This window comes from Microtetraspora sp. AC03309 (assembly GCF_020826795.1).
Taxonomy (GTDB): Bacteria; Actinomycetota; Actinomycetes; order Streptosporangiales; family Streptosporangiaceae; genus Microtetraspora; species Microtetraspora glauca.
This window is the reverse complement of record NZ_JADDIL010000020.1, coordinates 103,686-123,278: the sequence shown is the minus strand read 5'-3', so window position 1 is coordinate 123,278 and position 19,593 is coordinate 103,686. Positions and strand designations below refer to the sequence as shown.

The window sequence follows — 19,593 nt, the reverse complement described above, 5'->3', positions numbered from 1 at the left end:
CGGAGAGCACCTTCGTACCGCCGGTCACCGCCGACCTGTCCCCGCCGGACTCGCGGATCACCGGCGCCGACTCGCCCGTGATCGCCGACTCGTCGACGGAGGCGATGCCCTCGACCACGTCACCGTCCCCGGGAATGATCTCCCCGGCCTCGACGATCACGAAGTCCCCCTGCCGCAGCTCGGCGGCGCCGACCGCGTCCCACCGCCCGGCGTCTTTACGATCCATGAGGCGGCGGGCGACGGTGTCGCGCTTGGCCGCGCGCAGCGTGGCCGCCTGGGCCTTGCCCCGGCCCTCCGCCACGGCCTCGGCCAGGTTGGCGAAGACCACGGTCAGCCACAACCACACCACGATCGCCCAGGCGAAGACCGACGGGGTGGCGATCGCGAGGGCCAGCGTGAAGACCGCGCCCACCTCGACCACGAACATGACCGGGTTGCGCCACAGCGTGGCGGGGTTGAGCTTGCGCAGCGCGTCCGGCAGCGACCGGAGCATCTGCTTGGGGTCCAGCAGGCCGCCGCCGATCTTCCCGTCCCGCTTCCTCGGTTTCGCCGGAGTGTCCGGCGTACGGCCGGGTAGCGGGCGCGCTCTCGTGGACATGGCTAGCGGATCCCTTCCGCCAGCGGCCCCAACGCCAGGGCGGGGAGGAAAGTGAGCGCGACCAGCACGACGGTGACGCCGACCACCATGCCGACGAACTGCGGGCGGTGGGTGGGCAGTGTCCCCGCGGAAGCCGGCACCGGCGACTGCCCGGCGAGCGAGCCCGCCAGGGCGAGGATCAGGACCATCGGCAGGAACCGCCCGAAGGCCATGCACAGGCCGAGCGTGATGTTGAAGAAGTCCGTGTTCGCGCTCAGGCCGGCGAACGCGGACCCGTTGTTGTTCGACGCGGAGGTGTAGGCGTAGAGCACCTCCGACAGGCCGTGCGCGCCGTTGTTGAGCATCGCCGCCCGCCCGGCCCCGGTGGCCATCGCGAGCGCGGTGCCGATGAGGACCAGCACCGGAGTCGCCAGGAAGTAGAGCGACGCAAGCTTGACCTCGCGGGAGCCGATCTTCTTGCCGAGGTATTCCGGGGTGCGCCCCACCATGAGCCCGGCCACGAAGACGGTGATCACGGCCAGGACGAGCATGCCGTACAGGCCGGAGCCGGTGCCTCCGGGGGCCACCTCGCCGAGCATCATGTTGAAGAGCAACATGCCGCCGCCGAGCGCGGTGTAGGAGTCGTGCGCGGAGTCCACCGCGCCGGTGCTGGTGAGCGTGGCCGAGGTGGCGAACATGGCGGAGTTCGACACCCCGAACCTGGCCTCCTTGCCCTCCAAGGCCGCGCCGATCGCCTGCGGCACGGTGCCACCGTGGCCGAGTTCCGCCAGGTTGGTCACCGCCACACTCGCCATCGCGATGATGGCCATGATCGCGACGATCGCGTACCCCTGGCGGTTGTCGCCCACCATCCGGCCGAAGGTCCGCGGCAGGGAGAAGGCGATGACCGTCAGCAGCAGGATCTCCAGCCAGTTGGTCCAGGCCGTCGGGTTCTCGAACGGATGGGCCGAGTTGGCGTTGAAGAATCCGCCGCCGTTCGTGCCGAGATCCTTGATGGCCTCCTGGGTCGCCACCGCGCCGGGGGTGAAGGTCTGGTGGCCTCCGGCCAGCGTGGTCCAGACGTGGTGGTCGGCGAACGTCTGGATCGCTCCACCCGCGACCAGCAGGATCGCGGCGAGGAAGGCGATCGGCAGCAGGATGCGGACGGTGCCGCGCACCAGGTCCACCCAGAAGTTGCCGAGATCGTCGGTCCGCCGCCGGGCGAACCCGCGGACCAGCGCGATCGCGACCGCCATGCCGACCGCGGCCGACACGAAGTTCTGTACGGCGAGGCCGCCCGTCTGTACCAGGTGGCCCATGGTGGACTCGCCCGAGTACGCCTGCCAGTTGGTGTTGGTGGTGAAGCTGACCGCCGTGTTCCAGGCCAGGGCGGGCGGGACCGCGCCCATGCCCAGGCTGAGCGCGAGATGGCTCTGCAGCCGTTGCAGGCCGTACAGGAAGAGGATCGACACGGCGGAGAAGGCCAGGACGCTCCGCGCGTAGGCGGTCCAGCGCTGCCCGTTGTCGGGATGCACGCCGATGAGGCGGTAGACGCCCCGCTCGAAGGCGTAATGCCGGGTGCCGGTGTAGACGCGGTACATGTAGTCGCCCAGCGGCCGGTACGCCACGGCGAGGACGACGAGCAGCGACAGGATGAACAGGAGTCCCGCCATCGCCGAGGACATCGAGGGCGAGGACGTCATCAGCGAGTACGTCATCAGAAGCGCTCCGGGAACAGCAGCGCGACGACCATGAAGATCACCAGGCCGATGGCGACCACGAGCCCGACGGTGTTCACCACGCCCATGACCCCACCTCGTACGGCAGTGCCCCGCGGAGCCGGGCGCCGCGGGGCAGATCCCGGCCGGCGGCGGTCACAGTCGCTCCACCGCCCTGACGGCGAGCCAGAGGAGCGCGAACACCACGACCGTCAAGGCGACGAAGATGACGTCGGCCATCGCCACTCCCTCGGAATCCTGACGTGCACGCTCGACCGCCGGGCCCGGCGGTCCCACCACCAGGAAATCCCCAGATTTGCGGCTTTTCGGCGGTCTTGACGTCTTATATACGGATTCAAAGGGAATCTTGATGACTTTCCTACGCCTGTGACCTGCGGGGCGGCACGTGATCAGCGAGAGGTTCGGCCGGCGATCAGCCGACGTGGACGTGGGGGCGGCGCGCCGGGTCGGGCTCCGCCTCGCGCAACACCTCCCGGGTCAGCGCGGGCACGTCGCCGCCGCCGAAGAGCAGGTAGCGCAACATGGCGACGACCGGGTTCCCCTCGCCCCACTGGAAGTAGATGTCCGGCACCTCGCCGGTTCGGTCCCGGATGTACAGCAGAAGCGCGGCCAGCGCGTTCGCCACCGTCGCGCTCTCGACGCGGAGGATCCGGTGGCCGTACCGCAGGTCGCCCGTGACCCGGAGCTCGCTGCGGAACTGGGACGCGTCGAGCACGGTGACCTCGACGAACATGACGGGCTCCGCGCTGCGCAGCCGATGGGTGTACCACATCTCGCGGAGCTTCTCGTTGTACTCGGCCTGGTCGCGCCGCCGCGGATCGTTGGCGATCAGATGGATCTCACCGCTGGCCTCGGTGATGAACTCCTGGGCGAGCGTGTCGAGACGGACGTCCGAGACCCGCAGCTCGGTGGACCGGGTGACCCGCGAGATCAGCGACAGCACGATGATCGCCGCGATGAACAGCGAAGCGATCTTCACGCCTTCCGGGCGTACGCGGATGTTCTCCACCAGCGTGTAGGCGAGGACCAGCGTGATCAGCGCGAAGACCCGGGCCCGCCCGTGCCGTCCTGCCTTGTGCGCGTCCACGGTCACCGCGACGCCCGCGGACAGGAACAGCACCAGCACTCCGGTCGCGTACGCGCCGCCCTGGGCGTCCACGCTGGCGTCGAAGGCGAGCGTGATGGCGACCGCGACGGCGGTGAACACGAGGACCAGCGGTCGCACGGCGCTGGTCCAGTCGGGTGCCATGCCGTACCTGGGCAGGTAGCGCGGCACGAGGTTGATCAGGCCGGCCATCGCGGACGCTCCGGCGAACGACAGGATGGTGATCGTACTGACGTCGTACAGCGTGCCGAACCCGTTGCCGAGATAGGCGTGCGCCAGGTAGGCCAGCGCCCGGCCGTTGGCCCTGCCGCCCGGCTGGAACTCGTGCTCGGGGATCAGGATGATCGTGACGAGGCTGCTGCAGATCAGGAACACGCTCATGATCAGGGCGGCGGCGGTCAGCAGCCGCCTGGCGCCCGCGATGCGCCCCGCGAGATCGCCCTGGATCAGCGGCATCACGGCCACGCCCGTCTCGAACCCGGACATGCCGAGCGCCAGCTTGGGCATCACCAGCAGGGAGACGACGATCAATCCGAGCGGGTCGCCGTGCTGCGTGGTCAGCATCCGCTCCCAGTTCCCGATCAGCTCCGGATGCCCGAGGACGTGCAGGAACGCCGTCGCGACCACCACGGCGTTCAGCGCCAGATAGACGCCGACCAGCGCCACGGCGATGCCGATGGCCTCGGTGAAGCCCTTCAGGAACACTCCGGCGAGCAACGCCAGCAGCAACAGCGTGACGGCGATCTTCTGCCCGGAGAGCACACGGGGAGTGAAGGGGTTCTCCAGGATGTGCGCGGTCGCGTCGGCCGCGGACAACGTGATGGTGATGACGAAGTCGGTGGCCGCGAAGCCCAGCAGGACGAGCACGATCAGCTTGCCCCACCAGCGCGGCGCCAGCCCTTCCAGCATCGCGATCGAGCCCTGGCCGTACGGGCTCTCGACGGCCACCTTGCGGTAGACCGGTAACGCGCCGAACAGGGTCAGCATGACGAGCAGGACGGTGGCCACCGGGGCGACGCTCCCCGCCGCCAGCGCGGCGATCCCGGGCTGGTAGCCGAGGCTGGAGAAATAGTCCACGCCGGTGAGGCACATGACGCGCCACCACGAGTACTGCTTCTCCGGGGAGCGGGGGCCGTGCGGACCCAGGGCCTTCAGGTCCTCGTGCCGGAGGCCGTGCAGCAGCCACGCCCGGAACGCCCCTTCCCGGACCACCACATGCCGAGCCGACCCGGCCAACCGGTCACCCCCGCAGCATCACCGATCGAACCCGCGTGAACCCGCATGGATCCGGTCGATCGGACACCGATCCGCCGCGAGGCGGAGGGCGTTCCGCGGGAAGGCCGCGTGTGGACCACACGCCTGATCTCGGATACCCCGGGGTCCCCGGGTCGAACCACGGCCCCGGGACGAGCACGGTCACCAGGGGCGCGACGCGACCTGGTCGAGGAACCGGTCGACCAGCCGGTGCGCCCGGACGACGGCGGCGGGCTCCTCCGCCCTGGTCGTCGCGGCGAGACGCTCGACGTCGCCGCCGTGCGCGGTCACCCAGTCACCGCCGCCGTTGCCGAGCCAGCCGTCCAGCATGGCGACCGTCAGCTCGGGATGGAACTGCACCGCGAGGCTCCGCCCGATGGTGAACGCCTGCGGCGCGACCCGCGTACGGGCGAGGGAGGCGGCGCCCGGGGGCGGGCTCCAGCGGTCTTGGTGCCACTGGAACCACGGGCCCGCCTCGACCAGGCCCGGCGCGCCGGTCTCGATCGTGTACCAGCCGATCTCGGGCTCGGAGCCGCGCTCGACCCGACCTCCGAGCGCGGCGGCCAGCGCCTGGCCGCCGAAGCAGATGCCGAACACGGGCACGCCCGACTCGTGCGCCCGGCGCAGGAAGTCCAGCTCCTCGCGGATCCAGGACCCGATCGCCGCCTCGTCGTACACCGACCAGGGAGCGCCCATCGGCACGATCACGTCGTAGTCGCGGGGATCGGGGAAGGCGACCTCGACGTCGGGAGCGTGGAAACGGTCCGCCGGGACCACGGGGAACTCCACGAGCTCGTATCCGCGCCGCTCGAACCCCTCCCCGATCGGCCCTGTGGGCGAGACGTGGTCCTGCTGGACGAACAGCGCGCGCATGACACCCCCGAGAAATTATTTGGTACCAAACGATATCTCGGGGAACCCGCCTCGTACCAGCGCGAACGCCGTCCCACGGGCACCCGCGCGCATCAGCCCGCACGGCCGACCGGGCGGGTCAGCCGACGCGGGGAGGGGCGGTGGACCTGCGCGTGATCAGCTCTGCGGGCCGGCCAACAGGTCGAGCACGTCAGACCTCGATCCGGTAGAAACGCGCGGCGGTGCCGCCGAGTACGGCGGAGCGGTCGTCGTCGGACAGCTCCGCGAGCAACGCGCCGGTCTCGCGCCACACCTTGGCGTAGTCACCGGCGAGGACGGCCACCGGCCAGTCGCTGCCGAACATCAGCCGGTCCGGCCCGAACACCTCGATCGCGTGGTCCACGTACGGCCGCAGGTCGCCCGCGGTCCACGTCTCGGCGTCGGCGGCGGTGTTGAGCCCGGAGACCTTGGCGTACACGCCGGGGCACTCGGCGGCCGCGGCGATCAGCGACGCCCACGGCTCCCAGCCCTTCTCCTTGATCGGCGGCTTGGCCAAGTGGTCGATGACCATGCGGAGGCCGGGCACCCGCTCGGCGAGCACGGGCACGTGCTCCAGATGCCGGGGCAGCACGGCGACCACGTCGAACGGCAGTCCCGCCTCGGCGAGCAGCCCCAGCCCTTCGATCACGGAGTCCTGAATCACCCAGTCGGGATCGGGGTCGTCGTGGATGAGGTGGCGCACGCCCGCGAACTTCGGGTGCCTGCCGTACCGCTCCAGGGCCTGCGCCGCCTCGGCGGGCCGGTTCAGCGGCACCCATCCGACCACGGCGGCGATGAAGTCGTGCTCGTCCGCCTGCGCCAGCATCGCGTCGGTGTCGGCATAGGAGTCCATCGCCTGGACCAGCACCGTGCGGTCGATCCCGGCCGCCGCGAGTTGCGGGACGAGTTCCTCGGGTTCGAAGGTGCGGTAGATCGGCCCCGCCTCCGGCGTCAGCCAGGGATAGGAACCGGTGCGCAGGTTCCAGAAATGCTGATGCGCATCGACGACGGGCACCGTACCTCCTTCGTTGATCAATCGATGGAAAGCGTGCACAAGCTAGACCGGCCGTATTGGGGTGTCAACAGAACCCTGGCAGCGCCCGAGACAGCCCAAGACAGCCCGAGACAGCCTGAAGGCCGCATCCCGGGCCGTGGCCGTGCCTCGCTCAGAAGCTGGGCTGGACGAGCTCCAGGGTGATCTCGTCCGGGTCCAGGAAGTAGCAGGCGTACCCGGCCTTGTTGCTCCCCGCGGTGATCTCGTTGGGCGGTGGGACGAACCGACCCGGCCGCCGACAGCCGGGCGTACTCGGACCGGGCGTCCTCGACGGTGATCGCCAGGTGCGCGGCGCCCGGCAGGTGTCTGGCCGGGTCCCGGCATGCCGGAGCGGGTTCTCGTCAGTGCCAGCCCAGTTCTCAGTGCCAGCCCAGTTCTCAGTGCCAGCCCAGTTCTCAGTGCCAGCCCAGTTCCTCGTAGAACGCCGTGCGCGCCTCGGCGAACGAGGCGCGCGGCAGCACCGCGCCCGCGTGCCGGCCCGCCGCGACCGGTTCGTCGTGGAAACGGGCGGGCAGTTCGTCCGGGCCGCCCTCCTCCCTGATCGCGTAGGCGCGCATCAGGTCGAGCCTGCGCCGCCCCGCGTCGAGCAGGTCGCCCACGGTGAACTCCACCCCGGCGACGGCCCTGACCAGCGACGCCAGATGATCGAGCGTCAACGGCCTGGTGGGAGTGCTCGCGAAGACACAGATGTTCAGCGCGTCCAGGGCGCTCCACAGCCGCAGCAGCCGCGCCGTGCGGCGCCCTCGCTCCGCGTCCAGGACCCCGGCCGTCTCGGGTGCGACCCCGACGCGCGCCGCCTCCGGAAAGCAGTACGGCAGGCCGAGCGCGGGATCGAAGTCCAGGTCGTGCTCCAGCGCGTCGTAACGCGGCCCGTTCGGGGCGGCGGCGTAGCCGAGCCCGAGCCCCGGCTGGACCCGTGGGTCGAAGCACGGCACCTCCGCGCCCTTGACCGCCATCACGTACGGCAACGCCTCCTGGCCGATCAGGCGCGCGGCGCGCGCGGACCCTTCCGCGAGCAGGTCGCCGAAGGCCCCGCCGCGCGTGGCGACGTCCCGGATCAGGCCGGGAAGCGCCGCCGCGTCACCGAAGGCGGGCCCTCCGGGAAGCAGGCCGCGAGCGGCGCACTCCATCGCGAACGCCAGCGTCCCTCCGAGGGAGACCTGGTCGAGGCCGAGGTCGTTGCAGAGCGCGTTGGCGTCGAGCACCGCGTCGAGATCGTCGATGCCCAGGTTCCAGCCGAGCGACGGGAACGCCTCCTGACCCAGCCCGCCGGATCCGCGCACCGGCGACGCGGGCGGGCCGTACGTCTTGAGGCAGTCGTTGGGGCAACCGGGACAGCCACCCCTCGTGGCCACGACCCGTACGCCGAAGGCCCCGGGCTCGGGCACCGCCAGGCCGCTCTCACCGGTGACGGAGAAGTTCCGCACCGCGAGGTAACCGGGATCGGGCACGTCACCGGCCCACCCGGCGAATCCGGGCTCACCGTGCTGGAGCGCGGCGAGCGGGTTGGCGGCCAGCGCGTCCCGGTAGTACGCGGTCAGCCCGGCCAGCGCGTCCGGGTCGGCGACGGACACGGGGGCGTCTCCCACGCAGACCACGGCTTTGAGGTTCTTGGCGCCGAAGACCGCGCCCAGCCCGTACCGCGCGGCGGGGTAGGCGTGGTCGGTCACCACGCTCGCGTACCTGACCAGGTTCTCCCCCGCCGGGCCGATCGCCGCCACGTGGGCGCCCGCGCCGTGGCGGGCGCGCAGGGCGTCCGTCGTCGCGGCCGTGCCGAGTCCGCGCAGGTCCTCCGCGTCGTGGCAGGTGACCTCCCCGCCCTCGATCAGCAGGTAGGAGAGCCGCCGTGCCCTTCCGGTGATCGCCAGTGCCGTGGCGCCGGCGGCGCGCAGGCCGGCCGCGAACGGGCCGAGCGCGTGCGCCTCCCCGGCCACTCCGGTCAGCGGCGACTTCGCCAGGAAGACCGTCTTGGCGAGTCCCGGTCCCGGCGCGCCGCCGAGGATCCCGGCCGCGACGTACAGCAGGGCCCGGGGATCGTACGGCGCCAGCCGGGCGGGGGTGCGCTCGGCAAGCAACCGGAGGCCGAGGATGGAACCGCCGAAGTGGCCGGTCTCCGCCGACCGGTCCTCACGCTCGACGGTTCCGGCGGCCAGGTCCACGACGAAGGGCATAGGAGGCGCTCCTCAAGCGGGAGGGAGGGAATCGGCGCCAGACAAACTACTCAAATCTCGCACCATTTCCGCCGGGGCAGCGCGCGTCCCCCTTGGCCGGCACCGCCCCCTGACACTGCGCATCCCCCCTGATCTGCTCCCTGCCCTGCGCATCCCCCTGAGCCGCGCGGCCGACTCGGCCGGCAGCACGACGAAGGCCCGGCGGCGCGACGGGCGCCGCCGGGCCCCTCAACCCGGTGGATCGGTCAGTGGATCAGTCACACGACGGGGCAAGGCTTCCCCGGCTCGGTGAGCCCGGCCCGCGCGTGACCCACGACGACGTCCACATCACCTGGCGCGTGGACGTGGATGGCGTTGACCGCGATGCCGGCGCCCCCACCTGTACGCGTCACCTCGTTGATCACGACCTTGCCCACACGCGGAATGTCGATGGTGAGGTTGGCCTTCAGCTTGGTGATCCGGACGCCGTTGACCCTCAGGTTGGCGAAGTTCACCTGCGAGTCGGCGGTCACGCGCCCCGACTCGTCGTTCCGGGCCCGGGCGACGGCGACGATCTCGTCCGCCGTGACGGCGCCGCCGAGCAGGCGGATCCGGGCGGTCGTGGCGGAGGCGGTGGCGGTGCGCAGCCCCGACGGGTCGACCTTCCCGGTCGCGCTGGTGGTGATGACGCCCACCGAGCCGACCTGGCCCAGCCGTCCGTTCACAAGCTTGTGCTCGTCGCTTCCGGCCGTGGGGGTGCAGGTCAGGTCGGAGGGCACGAGCGGCGCGACTCGGATCAGCGGCGCGCTGAGGCGGCCGCCGTAGGCGTGCGCGTCGAACACCAGCGGGTGTGGGAGGAACCGCACGCCGGCACAGCCGGGCAGGTTCACTCCGGTGCTCTCCACCAGGTCCGCGGCGCAGGTGGTGTACGTGCCCGCACGCTCAGAGGTCACCTCGACCGCGACGGTACAGGACACCTTGCCGGCGTCGAGCGTTCCGGTCACCTTGACCTGCCCGTCCCCCACCCGCACCGCGGCGATCGAGCAGTCGGTCACCGGGGTGGTGCCGACCGGGGTGAACCCGTCGGGAAGCTTCTCGGTGAACGACCAACCCTTCTTCTCGGCCAGCTCGCTCGTGTTCGTGATCGTGAACGTCAGGGTCACGGGCTTCCCCGCCTCCGCCTGCCCCGGGCTGTAGGCGACGTCGAGCTGCGGGGTGACGTCCAGGACGCGGACGTTGTCGTACGCGGCGTCGTTGCCGTACCCGCTGCCCTGGAAGTTGACCAGCCGCAGGCCCACGGTGGACCCGCGGAACAGTGCGGGACTGTCGCTGGTGTAGGTGCCCACCGGGATCCCGTCCACCACGCCGCCCGGCTGGGCGCACGGCTGGATGGGCGTCGTGGAGGTGGGCACCGCCGTCGATCCGTCGAGCAGGTAGAACCCGAGCTTCGCGTGGTTGGCATGGCAGTTGACCTCCGCGACGTCGACGGAGAGCGTCAGGAACCGGCCGGTGGCGCCGATGTCGACGGGCTTCCTCGTCTCCAGCTGCGTCTTGTTCGCGCCGGGATCGCCGTTGGTGTAGGCCGTGACCGCGTGGTTCTTCGCCGCGTCGCCACCGGACCATTTACCGAGTGCGCCGGCCATCTGCTGCGCGGACTGCCACCAGCCGCCGCATCCGGAGTTCTGCGGTGGCACGCCCGGGTTCTGGAGGGAGGTGATCCAGCCGTTGCAGGCCGTCAGCCAGGCCGGATCGGCGGTGTAGGTCTGGTTGACCGGCGCCGCCCCGGTGTACCCGGTCACCAGGATGGGTGTGGCCCGCTGGCCTCTCTCGAAGTTCTCGGCGAACACCACCTTCGGCGCCTGCGGCGCTCTGAGAGAGGCGGGCGCCGCCGCCGTAGCGGTGCCGCTCTGAACCACCGCCGTCAACACCGAGGAGAGGGCGAGCGCAGCCGAGCCGGCCAGCACCCGCCTTATCGCACGGGAACCGCGCCCACGCGCGTACGAGTCGTTCACCAAAGAGTTCCTTCCAGCATCGAGCCTCCGTGAAGGGCGGAACGACATCGAAACGAACGCCACACGAAAGGCCGTGTCAGGCCGTACGGCCGAGCCGTCGTTTCGCATTCCGGGCGAATTCGCCGAATGATCGATGCCTTCCTCAGGCAAAAATGACCTGCCCGTGACGCGCTGTCAACAGATGGTCGCCAACTAATCGGCCACTCCGCCGAACGTGTCAATCAATTCGAATTAACGAAACAGCACAAAACGCGTTAACCACGCCACACAGATCAGTCAACTACGCCCCGAAGTGCAGATATAACGCCCGATGCATGAGTATGGGTGGCCTCAGCCACCTCTTCGACGGCGCCCGCCGGGCCCGGAAACAACCGGCGGGCACCGGACCAAGATTTCGTCCGCCGCACGATCGTGCCACGATTCTTCGAAATATTCCGAACGGGGGTACGCGGCGGCCGTCAGGCGCACAGCAAGACGCCGCTCACATATCCAAGCAAACAGCGAAATATATCCGTGTTCCCCAAGAAAACCGGCTCTTCACTCTTGACGGGAAATACCGTCGAAGAGCCAGAAGACCGGCGGGCCATGACAAGCGGCAGAAGCCGGGCCTGCCGGACCGGCTCAGGATCCGGTCACGCGGCGCGCGGCCCCGGAACGTGTCGCGAGGGTGAGCAGCGACCTCGCCGGGCCGTCCAGGCGCCGTCCCTCGATCCAGACCGCCCGCAACCTCCTCTGGAGATCGACACCTTCCGGAGGCACCGCCAGCAGCCTCCCGTCGGCCAGTTCGTCGGCGACCGCGAGTTCACTCAGCACCGCCGGTCCGGCGCCGGAGGCGAGCGCGACCTTCACCGCGGAGTTCGAGCCGAGTTCGAGCAGTGGCTCGGCGAGCGGTCCGTACCGTTCCATCACCGTCTCGAACGTGATCCGCGTCCCCGACCCGGGCTCGCGGACGATCAGCGGCGTGGCCGCCAGCTCACGGGGACGCAGCGGCGTGCGGCGGCGGGCCCACGGATGCCCGGGGGCGACCACGACCACCAGCCGATCCCGTCCCACCAGACGTGAGGCGAGGCCGACCGGCAACGACGGCCCCTCGACGAAGCCGATCTCCGCCTCACCGGCCAGCACGAGCTCGGCGACCCGCGCCGAGTTCACGACCTGGAGTCCGACGGTGACGTCCGGCTCGATCGGACGCAGGCCGATGAGCCAGCCGGGCACCAGGTATTCGGCGACGGTCATGCTCGCGGCCACCGGGAGTGCGGCGCCGCGCTCGCGGCGCATCGCGGTGACACCGGCCATCAGGGCGTCGGCGGCGCCGAGGACGTCCCGGGCCCAGTCGACCACCATCTGGCCTTCGGCGGTCAGCCGCGACCCCACGGGAAGGCGCTGGAGCACCTGCACACCCAGCCGGCGTTCCAGGGTCCGCAGGCGGCTGCTCGCGGACGGCTGGGAGATGCCGTGCTGGCGGGCGGCCCGGCCGACGCCGCCGAGCTCGCTCACCGTGACCAGCAGGGCGAGCGCCTCCAGGTCGGGCCAGCGGTTCAACCTCATAGAAACATTCTATGGACTCGTCGTCATCTTCCGGCTAGCGAGCGGTCACCCCGAACGGAAACGTGGTGAGCACGTCGAGGCTGGAGGAAAGTTGATCACCGAACAACGGATGACATCCCGGGCGATCGGCTCGCGGCGGCTCCCGCTCGCGCCGAGGATCGGCTCACGGGTCGCGCCGCTGCTGCCGGGACTCGCGCTCACCGTGGCCGGCGTCGTGCTCGCCGTGCTGCTCAACCGGATCGTCCCGGCGGTCGGAACGCTCACCGGCGCGATCCTCCTCGGGGTCGCCGCCGCCAACGCGGGAGTGATCCGGCCCGCCGCCCTCGCCGGCACGCGGTTCGCGGCCAAGCAGGTCCTTCGGGCCGGGGTCGTCCTGCTCGGCCTCCAACTGGCCGTGTCGGACGTGCTCGGGCTGGGCGCCCCGATGCTCGGCGCCGTCGTGGTCGTCACCGTGGCGACGTTCCTCGGCACCCGATGGCTGGGCGCGCGGATGGGGGTGCCGTCCGGGCAGGCGCTGCTCATCGCCACAGGTTCCGCCGTCTGCGGCGCGGCGGCGATCGCCGCGATGAACAGCGTGTCCGACAGCGACGAGGAGGACGTCGCCACCGGCATCGGCCTGGTGACCATCTGCGGCACGCTCGCGATCGTCGTGTTGCCGCTGCTGCGGGTGCCGCTCGGCCTCGACCCGCGTACGTTCGGGGCGTGGGCCGGCGCGAGCGTCCACGAGGTCTCCCAGGTCGTCGCCACGGCCGCGGCCGTTCCCGGCGCACTCAGCGCGGCCGTGGTCGTCAAGCTGACCCGGGTCGCGCTGCTGGCCCCTCTCCTCGCCGGAGTCGGCGTCGCGCGCCGCCGGGCGGGCACCGCGGTCGCGGGCGCCCGGCGCCCGCCGATCGTGCCGCTGTTCGTGGTCGGATTCCTCGCCATGGTCGCCGTACGGAGCACCGGCCTGCTGCCTTCGGCGCCCCTCGACGCGATCAAGACCATCGACACGTGGCTGCTCGCCGCGGCGATGTTCGGCCTGGGCACGGGCGTCCACCTCGGCTCCCTGCGGCGTACCGGCCTCCGGGCGCTGGCCCTGGGGTTCGCGTCGTGGCTCCTCATCGGCGTGCTGGCCTACGCCGGGGTCCTGATCGCCCTCTGACAGCCGCGCCTGCCTGTCGGCCCGGTGACCGACCTCGGCGACGGTGGTCGTCCCGCCGAACCGAAGGTCCGCGCCGTACGGCGGGCCGAGGGCGTCAGTCCGTACCGGCGGGCTCGGGAAGCAGGGCGTGGCACATGGCGCTCGCCAGCCAGTCCCGGAAGGACTCCGCCGACCATCCACACCGCTCCACCAGCGCGCTGTAGTGGGCGGGATCGTTGAGTAGCCACAGAACGTCGATCGCGCGCTCCTCGTCCAGTTCGGCGCGCAGGGAGCCCAGGGAACGCGCGTGCTCGACCACCATGCGCGCCCCCGCCCGACGGTTGCTCTGCAGAGTGGTCCACAGCTCCGCGACCTCGGGCGCCGCGTCGGCCGCCCGGCGAACGGTCTCGAAGATCGCCGCCGCCCTGCCGCCGATCAGCGTGCACACCTGCGCGTACGCCCGCAGGACGGCGGACGGGCCCGACGCGTCCCAGACCGGTTTGAACCACGGGCGGTCGGCCACCGCGACGGGGGCGTCGTCACCCGCGAGCGCCTCGTCGAGCACCTGGCGCAGCAGTGCCGCCTTGGAGCCGAAGGCGGCGAAGACGGTGGGCCGGGAGACCCCCGCGACGGCGGCCACGTCCGCGAGCGAGGTGGCCACATAGCCGTGCGCGACGAACAGCTCCCCGGCGGCGACGACGATCGCCCGGCGCGTGCGCTGCGCACTGTCCTGACGGAGCGTCGAGCGGTACTGCCTTTTCTGGCCGCGTTCCTTGACCATGCTGTGCATACTAGCGTTATATTCATTAAACCATCGTCTACTGGAAAGTTGGCGACCATGACAGAGAGCACGAAGGTCCGCCCGTACGTCCGCGGCGAGGCCGACGGCGAGGCGTTGTGGTTCCTCGGCAGCCTCGTCACCGTCAAGGCGACCGGAGCCGAGACCCGCGGCCGTCTCACCGTCGCGGAGTTCGTGAACCCGGCCGGCTTCGCACCGCCCCTCCACCGGCATCTGGAGGAGGACGAGCTGTTCTACGTCCTGTCCGGCACCGCGCGGTTCCACTGCGACGGGGAGGTCTTCCCGGCGGGGCCCGGCGATTTCGTACTCCTTCCCGTGGGGCTGGCGCACACCTTCGTCGTCGGCCCGGAGGAGCCGCTGCGGACCCTGCAGATCACCACGCCATCCGGGTTCGAACGGTTCGCCGCCACCGTGGGCGGGCCCGCCGGTGAACGGCGGTTGCCGGATCCCTCGCCGGTCGACCCCGTCGCCCTCGGCCACGCGGCGGCGCAGCACGCGATCGAGATCCTCGGCCCTCCCCCTGCCGCCTGACCGGCGACCGCTCCGCATCGGGCCCCGACACGCCCCCCTTGCCGGGCGGTGAACGCGCGCACGGGGCCCACCTCCTTTGGACCGTTCGACGACTCCCGGGGACCCGCACGCGTCCGACAACCTTCGGTAAATCGGGTTGCCAGGACATTTACTGTTAAGAAAGTTTCCTTTATGTTGTGGCTATCCCCCCAGCATGAAGGAGTGTGACATGCGAAAAGCGGTCATCTTCATCTCGACGGCGATCGTCGCCGCCGGGGCCACGCTGTTCATGGCCTCTCCGGCTCTGGCCCACGGCTACGTGTCGTCGCCGCCGAGCAGGCAGGCCATGTGCGCCCAGGGTCGCGTCGCGAACTGCGGCGAGATCATCTACGAGCCGCAGAGCGTCGAAGGCCCGAAGGGCCTGCGATCGTGCAGCGGTGGCAACGCCCGCTTCGCCCAGCTCGACGACGAGAGCAAGGCGTGGCCGGCCACGAGCGTCGGGAACAGCCTCACGTTCAACTGGGTGCTGACCGCCCGCCACGCCACCAGCACGTGGGAGTACTACATCGGCGGCACCCGGATCGCGGTGTTCAACGACCAGGGACGCCAGCCCGGCGCCACGGTCTCGCACAACGTGGACCTGGGTGGGCGGACCGGCAGGCAGAAGGTTCTCGCGATCTGGAACATCGCCGACACCCCGAACGCCTTCTACTCCTGCATCGACCTGCAGGTCGGCGGGGGCACCGACCCCAGCCCGAGCCCCAGCCCGAGCCCGACGCGGAGCCCGAGCCCCAGCCCGTCGTCGAGCCCGAGCACCCCGGCCGGAACCTGGGCCGCCGGCACGGCGTACGCGGCCGGTGACCAGGTCACCTACGGCGGCGTGAGCTACCGGTGCCTCCAGGCGCACACCGCCCTCACCGGCTGGGAGCCGCCGAACGTACCCGCGCTGTGGCAGCGGCTGAGCTGACCCTCCGCCGGTCCCCCGTCCCTCCTCTGGGGTGGGGGACCGGCCTCAGGAGACCCACCGGAAACCCGGGTCGGACTCCTCCTTTGACCGGTGCGTTCGCCCCGTCGGCGTGGTCGATTCTCACGTGTTCGTGCACCGGCGTGGGGGGTCATCGCGGTATGCCGCGTCCGAATATTCGACGGAGTTGACATTCAGACTTTACGGAGTCTGGATACGCCGTTAATGTCGCTGCCTGTGCGGACTTTGAGCGTCCTCTTCGAACATCATCCGAACGGGTGGCAGAGGTGAGCGTTCACTTCACGCTGGGCGTGAAGCACGCCGGACCGAGCTTATGAAGCGCTGGTTCGCGGCCATGCTGCCTGAGCGAGGGGCACCGCGCCGCCTCGCGTTCGTGTTCTTCATCAACAGCATGGGCAACGGGATGTACGCGCCCGCGGGGCTGCTGTTCCTGAGCCGTGTCGTCGGCCTGCCGGTGGTCCAGGTCGGCATCGTGCTGACGGTCGCCGGCCTGATCGCACTCGGCGCGGGTATCCCGGCCGGACGTCTGGCCGACCGATGGGGGCCGCGAGGGATAGCGGCGACGCTCTTGCTCTGTGAGGGCGTCTGCATGGCCGGTCTCGTCTCGCTCACCGTGCTGCGGGCGTACGCGCTGCTCTTTCTGCTGGTCGGCGTGAGCGCCATCGCCGAGCACGGCGGCCGAGCGGTGCGAGGCGTCGTGATCGCGCGTGTGGGCGGCGCGAACCGCGTCGCGCTGCGCGCGCAGTTCCGGGCGTTCGGAAACGTCGCGACGGCTCTCGGGGCGCTCGTCTCCGCCCTGGCGATCCAACTGGACACCCAGGCCGCCTACATCACGCTGGTGCTGATCAACGCGGCCACGTACATCACCGCCGCCGCCCTGATGTGGCGCCTTCCTTACTATCCGCCGCTGCCCGCGCCCGCTGCGGCGAGAAGGCTCGCGGTGTTCCGCGACCGCGGTTTCGCGGCGATCACCGCGCTGAACTCGTTCATGATGCTGGAATACGGCGTCCTGATCGTGGCGCTGCCGATCTGGATCGTCAGCCAGACCGAGGCACCGCGCTGGATGGCCGGTGGAGCCCTACTGATCAATACGGTCCTCGTCGCCGCGCTGCAGGTTCGGATGAGCCGTGGTGTCACGAATCCCGCTTCCTCCGCGGTCGCGCTACGCCGGGCGGGGTCGGTCTTCCTGCTGTCGACCGTCACCATCGCGGCGGCCTCGGCATTGCCGTCGACGGCGGCACTGATCGTGCTGGTCCTCGCGGTCGCGGTGCACACCATGGGCGAACTCTGGCACGCGAGCGCCGCTTTCGAGCTTCCGTACAGCCTGGCTCCAGAACATGCGCACGGCGAGTACCAGGGAATGTTCGAGCTCGGCGTGGGAGTTTCCATGGCCGTCGCTCCGGCGCTGCTGACCGCTCTCTGCATCGAGGGCGGCCCCCTCGGCTGGCTCGCTCTGGGAATCGCCTTCGCGGCCATGGGCGTCCTGGCTCCCATGGTCGTCTCATGGGCGGCCCGTGGCAGGGAAGCCCATGTCGTCGCGGAACCCACCGGCAGCGCTTGACCCGAAGGCGGCCCGGCATCAGGCGACGCTCTTCCGCTGCTTTCTCGCAAACCGGCCTTCTGCGGCAAACCCACTAATAAATAGCAGCAACCGGAGAAATCTAGTCGCAGTCGCATCGAACCAGCCGGGATCATGGTGCCATGACGTTCCGTAAGGGAGACCGGTCCCGTCAGGAGATCCTCGCCGAGTTGCACGGTTCGCTGGATCGGCGGTACCGGCCCGAGGATGTCGCCGACCTGGTGCTGCGGGCACTGGACAAGCGGTTGTCGCGGCGTGAGCGTGTGGTGCTGGAGCGCGCGGCCACGCATTCCTCCCGCCGCGAGGGCTGGTTCTCCTCGATGTCCGCTGATTACGCCAGGCCGGTCGGCGGTGCCCGGCAGGTCGCGGCGGCGAACCGCCTGTTCGACCGGCAGGTGGAGGTCGACCCCGACGACCCGGAATCGCTGCTGGAGTTCGCGGCGACCATGGGGCGCGAGATCCGGTGGACGCCGGAGCGCAGTGACTTCCTGGCCGACCGGCTCAACCGGGACTCCCGGGCGGCGGCGGGCATGGATCTGTCCAAGCGGCAGTACAACCGCCGGTTCAGGATGTTGCGCCGGGTCGCCGCCAAGGCGGGCACGCTGAGCACCGAGCAGGACAAGCGGCGCCTGCTCATGGTGGGTGTCACCGGCTTCGGCGCCGACATCCCGCTGGAGCAGTTCACCGCCGACGCCGACGCCGCGTGCTTCGTGGCGTACTACACCGCGCGGCGCAAGACGCGCCGGGAGTTCAGCCTGGCCGGGCGGGACAACCCGTTCGACGAGATCGCCCAGGTCCTGCTCGACCGCTGTACGGCCGAGAGCGACTGGTGGATGATCGCCCAGGTATGGGCGACTCCCGAGGTCCTGGGACGCCTGACCGACGAGGAGCGTGGGCGGCTGCTGGGTCAGTGGTCGGCGGCCATGCGGCACGGCGCCGACGTGCTGCGCGCCCGCTGGAACCCCGGCACCGACCGCACCACGATGATCGTACGGCGCGGCGACGACTCCACCACGTGGAACAACCTGGCGGTCGCCTACAACGCGGCCAGGGCCGGCTGGTTGGCCTGCCTGGCGTCATTGGACGCGCTTGACCTGCTGGAGGTGGCCTGTCCGGGCAAGGTGATGCGGCTGATGGCCGCCGATCTGGCCGCCTGGCATCGCGGCACCGGCGGGGGCGTCGATCCGAACACCGCGGTGTGGGCGGCGCTGCCGCTGCCCTGGGAGGTGCTGGACGGCACCGCGCGCTGCACTCGCGCCGACGTGGAGGCGGCCTGCCGTACGGCCGGGCTGGACCCGGCGCGGTCGGGGTGGACCGCGCCCGCGGCTCGACGTGGGGTGGCGGTGTACCGGCCGACGCCCGAACTGGTGCACGGAGTGAGCATCGCCGACCCGGTGTGGGCGGCCCTGCTCCGGCGTGCCGGGGTGTTCAGCGGCAGGAGTGTGAAGCCCGAACTGGCCGCCGACGCCGGCCACGGGCTGGCCTCCGGAGTGGTCGTCAGCGATCTGCCCACGATCGACTTTCCGGAAGGCTAGGCCGGCGGCGCTGCCGTATCCGGGCTTCGGGTCGAAGAAACGCGGGGTTCGGGCCCGGCCGGCGACGCCGCTATTCTGTGGCGCCCTCGGGCGGCATGGAGCATACTGGGCGGAATCCGCCGTAGTTCAGTGGTAGAACGCCTGGCTCTTAACCGGGTGGACGCCGGTTCGAGCCCGGTCGGCGGTGCCGTAGATGATGGACGTGGCCTCGTTGTAGCTCAGAGGTAGAGCGCCTGGCTCGGGACCGGGTGGACGCCGGTTCGAGCCCGGTCAATGAGGCCCTCCAACAGACATCCCGGTTCCAGTCGCGTCACTTCTTGTCTCGGGCAAACACGTGGGCACGATCGACGAGGGCATTCGTGTCGAAATCAGTGGCTGGTGGAAGTCCGGCTCTGTCCGTGGCAGGGAGGAGCCCCGGTCGGCTTCACTCTGGCAGCCGCAATGGATCTCCGCCGAGGGCGGATCGACACCACATCGCGATCATGATTGAAACAAGATCACGACAGGCGAGCGGCCTCGGAACAACCAGCATGATCATGGCAGCGGGCGAGTGCCCGTTGGATTGCTCGCCAAATGAAGAAAACCCAGGTCAGTGACACCGACCTGGGTTTCTCGCTGGTGCGCCGCCAGGGACTCGAACCCCGGACCCGCTGATTAAGAGTCAGCTGCTCTAACCAACTGAGCTAGCGGCGCCTGCGAACGCTCGTAACCTTAGCAGTCTCGGAGGCGTCACGC

General features: G+C 70.4%; 15 protein-coding genes, 3 tRNA genes and 1 pseudogene. 7 read left to right on the top strand and 12 right to left on the bottom strand.

What is annotated here, in order from left to right; genetic code table 11:
- The 10 genes and pseudogenes from IMZ11_RS14575 to IMZ11_RS14530 all read right to left on the bottom strand — a co-directional run.
- Positions 1-598: pseudogene (locus IMZ11_RS14575) on the bottom strand (potassium-transporting ATPase subunit B); the annotation flags it as partial.
- Positions 599-600: 2 nt separating this feature from the next.
- Positions 601-2,262 carry a potassium-transporting ATPase subunit KdpA gene (gene kdpA, locus IMZ11_RS14570; RefSeq protein ID WP_228641651.1) on the bottom strand — a complete coding sequence of 554 codons (1,662 nt, stop codon included), beginning with the start codon at positions 2,260-2,262 and terminating at the stop codon, positions 601-603.
- A gap of 32 nt (positions 2,263-2,294) precedes the next feature.
- On the bottom strand, positions 2,295-2,384 hold the full coding sequence (kdpF, locus tag IMZ11_RS14565; RefSeq protein ID WP_061254979.1) for a K(+)-transporting ATPase subunit F: 90 nt from the start codon (positions 2,382-2,384) through the stop codon (positions 2,295-2,297).
- Positions 2,385-2,451: 67 nt separating this feature from the next.
- Positions 2,452-2,595, bottom strand: coding sequence for a hypothetical protein (locus IMZ11_RS14560; RefSeq protein ID WP_228641643.1), 144 nt, complete (start codon positions 2,593-2,595; stop codon positions 2,452-2,454).
- Between the two features lie 133 nt (positions 2,596-2,728).
- Complete coding sequence (locus IMZ11_RS14555) at positions 2,729-4,636, bottom strand: amino acid transporter (protein ID WP_228641641.1); 1,908 nt, start codon at positions 4,634-4,636, stop codon at positions 2,729-2,731.
- Positions 4,637-4,837: 201 nt separating this feature from the next.
- The gene (locus IMZ11_RS14550) at positions 4,838-5,548 is read right to left on the bottom strand and encodes a type 1 glutamine amidotransferase (protein WP_228641638.1); all 711 of its coding nucleotides are present in this window, start codon (positions 5,546-5,548) and stop codon (positions 4,838-4,840) included.
- Positions 5,549-5,738: 190 nt separating this feature from the next.
- Complete coding sequence (locus IMZ11_RS14545; RefSeq protein ID WP_228641636.1) at positions 5,739-6,581, bottom strand: amidohydrolase; 843 nt, start codon at positions 6,579-6,581, stop codon at positions 5,739-5,741.
- A gap of 434 nt (positions 6,582-7,015) precedes the next feature.
- Complete coding sequence (locus IMZ11_RS14540) at positions 7,016-8,791, bottom strand: aldehyde ferredoxin oxidoreductase C-terminal domain-containing protein (RefSeq protein ID WP_228641634.1); 1,776 nt, start codon at positions 8,789-8,791, stop codon at positions 7,016-7,018.
- A 257-nt stretch (positions 8,792-9,048) separates the two neighbouring features.
- Positions 9,049-10,782, bottom strand: a complete 1,734-nt coding sequence (locus IMZ11_RS14535; RefSeq protein WP_228641632.1) for a choice-of-anchor P family protein — start codon at positions 10,780-10,782, stop codon at positions 9,049-9,051.
- A 621-nt stretch (positions 10,783-11,403) separates the two neighbouring features.
- On the bottom strand, positions 11,404-12,330 hold the full coding sequence (locus IMZ11_RS14530) for a LysR family transcriptional regulator (RefSeq protein WP_228641630.1): 927 nt from the start codon (positions 12,328-12,330) through the stop codon (positions 11,404-11,406).
- Between the two features lie 109 nt (positions 12,331-12,439).
- Between IMZ11_RS14530 and IMZ11_RS14525 the strand changes: the two genes are divergently transcribed.
- Positions 12,440-13,471, top strand: coding sequence for a YeiH family protein (locus tag IMZ11_RS14525; protein ID WP_228641628.1), 1,032 nt, complete (start codon positions 12,440-12,442; stop codon positions 13,469-13,471).
- 94 nt (positions 13,472-13,565) lie between these two features.
- Here the strand turns inward: IMZ11_RS14525 and IMZ11_RS14520 are convergent, their stop codons facing one another.
- On the bottom strand, positions 13,566-14,231 hold the full coding sequence (locus IMZ11_RS14520) for a TetR/AcrR family transcriptional regulator (protein ID WP_228641626.1): 666 nt from the start codon (positions 14,229-14,231) through the stop codon (positions 13,566-13,568).
- Between the two features lie 57 nt (positions 14,232-14,288).
- Between IMZ11_RS14520 and IMZ11_RS14515 the strand changes: the two genes are divergently transcribed.
- The 6 genes from IMZ11_RS14515 (at position 14,289) to IMZ11_RS14490 (ending at position 19,137) form a co-directional block, all read left to right on the top strand.
- Positions 14,289-14,780, top strand: a complete 492-nt coding sequence (locus IMZ11_RS14515; protein ID WP_228641625.1) for a cupin domain-containing protein — start codon at positions 14,289-14,291, stop codon at positions 14,778-14,780.
- A 208-nt stretch (positions 14,781-14,988) separates the two neighbouring features.
- Positions 14,989-15,726: a lytic polysaccharide monooxygenase gene (locus IMZ11_RS14510; RefSeq protein ID WP_228641623.1), complete on the top strand. Its 738-nt coding sequence runs from the start codon at positions 14,989-14,991 to the stop codon at positions 15,724-15,726.
- 331 nt (positions 15,727-16,057) lie between these two features.
- The gene (locus IMZ11_RS14505; protein WP_228641620.1) at positions 16,058-17,305 is read left to right on the top strand and encodes an MFS transporter; all 1,248 of its coding nucleotides are present in this window, start codon (positions 16,058-16,060) and stop codon (positions 17,303-17,305) included.
- A 140-nt stretch (positions 17,306-17,445) separates the two neighbouring features.
- Entirely contained in the window at positions 17,446-18,858 is a 1,413-nt protein-coding gene (locus IMZ11_RS14500) for a hypothetical protein (RefSeq protein ID WP_228641618.1), read from the top strand.
- A gap of 116 nt (positions 18,859-18,974) precedes the next feature.
- Positions 18,975-19,045, top strand: a tRNA-Lys gene (locus IMZ11_RS14495).
- Positions 19,046-19,065: 20 nt separating this feature from the next.
- Positions 19,066-19,137 (top strand) — tRNA-Pro (locus tag IMZ11_RS14490).
- A gap of 337 nt (positions 19,138-19,474) precedes the next feature.
- Here the strand turns inward: IMZ11_RS14490 and IMZ11_RS14485 are convergent.
- Positions 19,475-19,551, bottom strand: a tRNA-Lys gene (locus IMZ11_RS14485).
- Positions 19,552-19,593 lie beyond the last annotated feature (42 nt).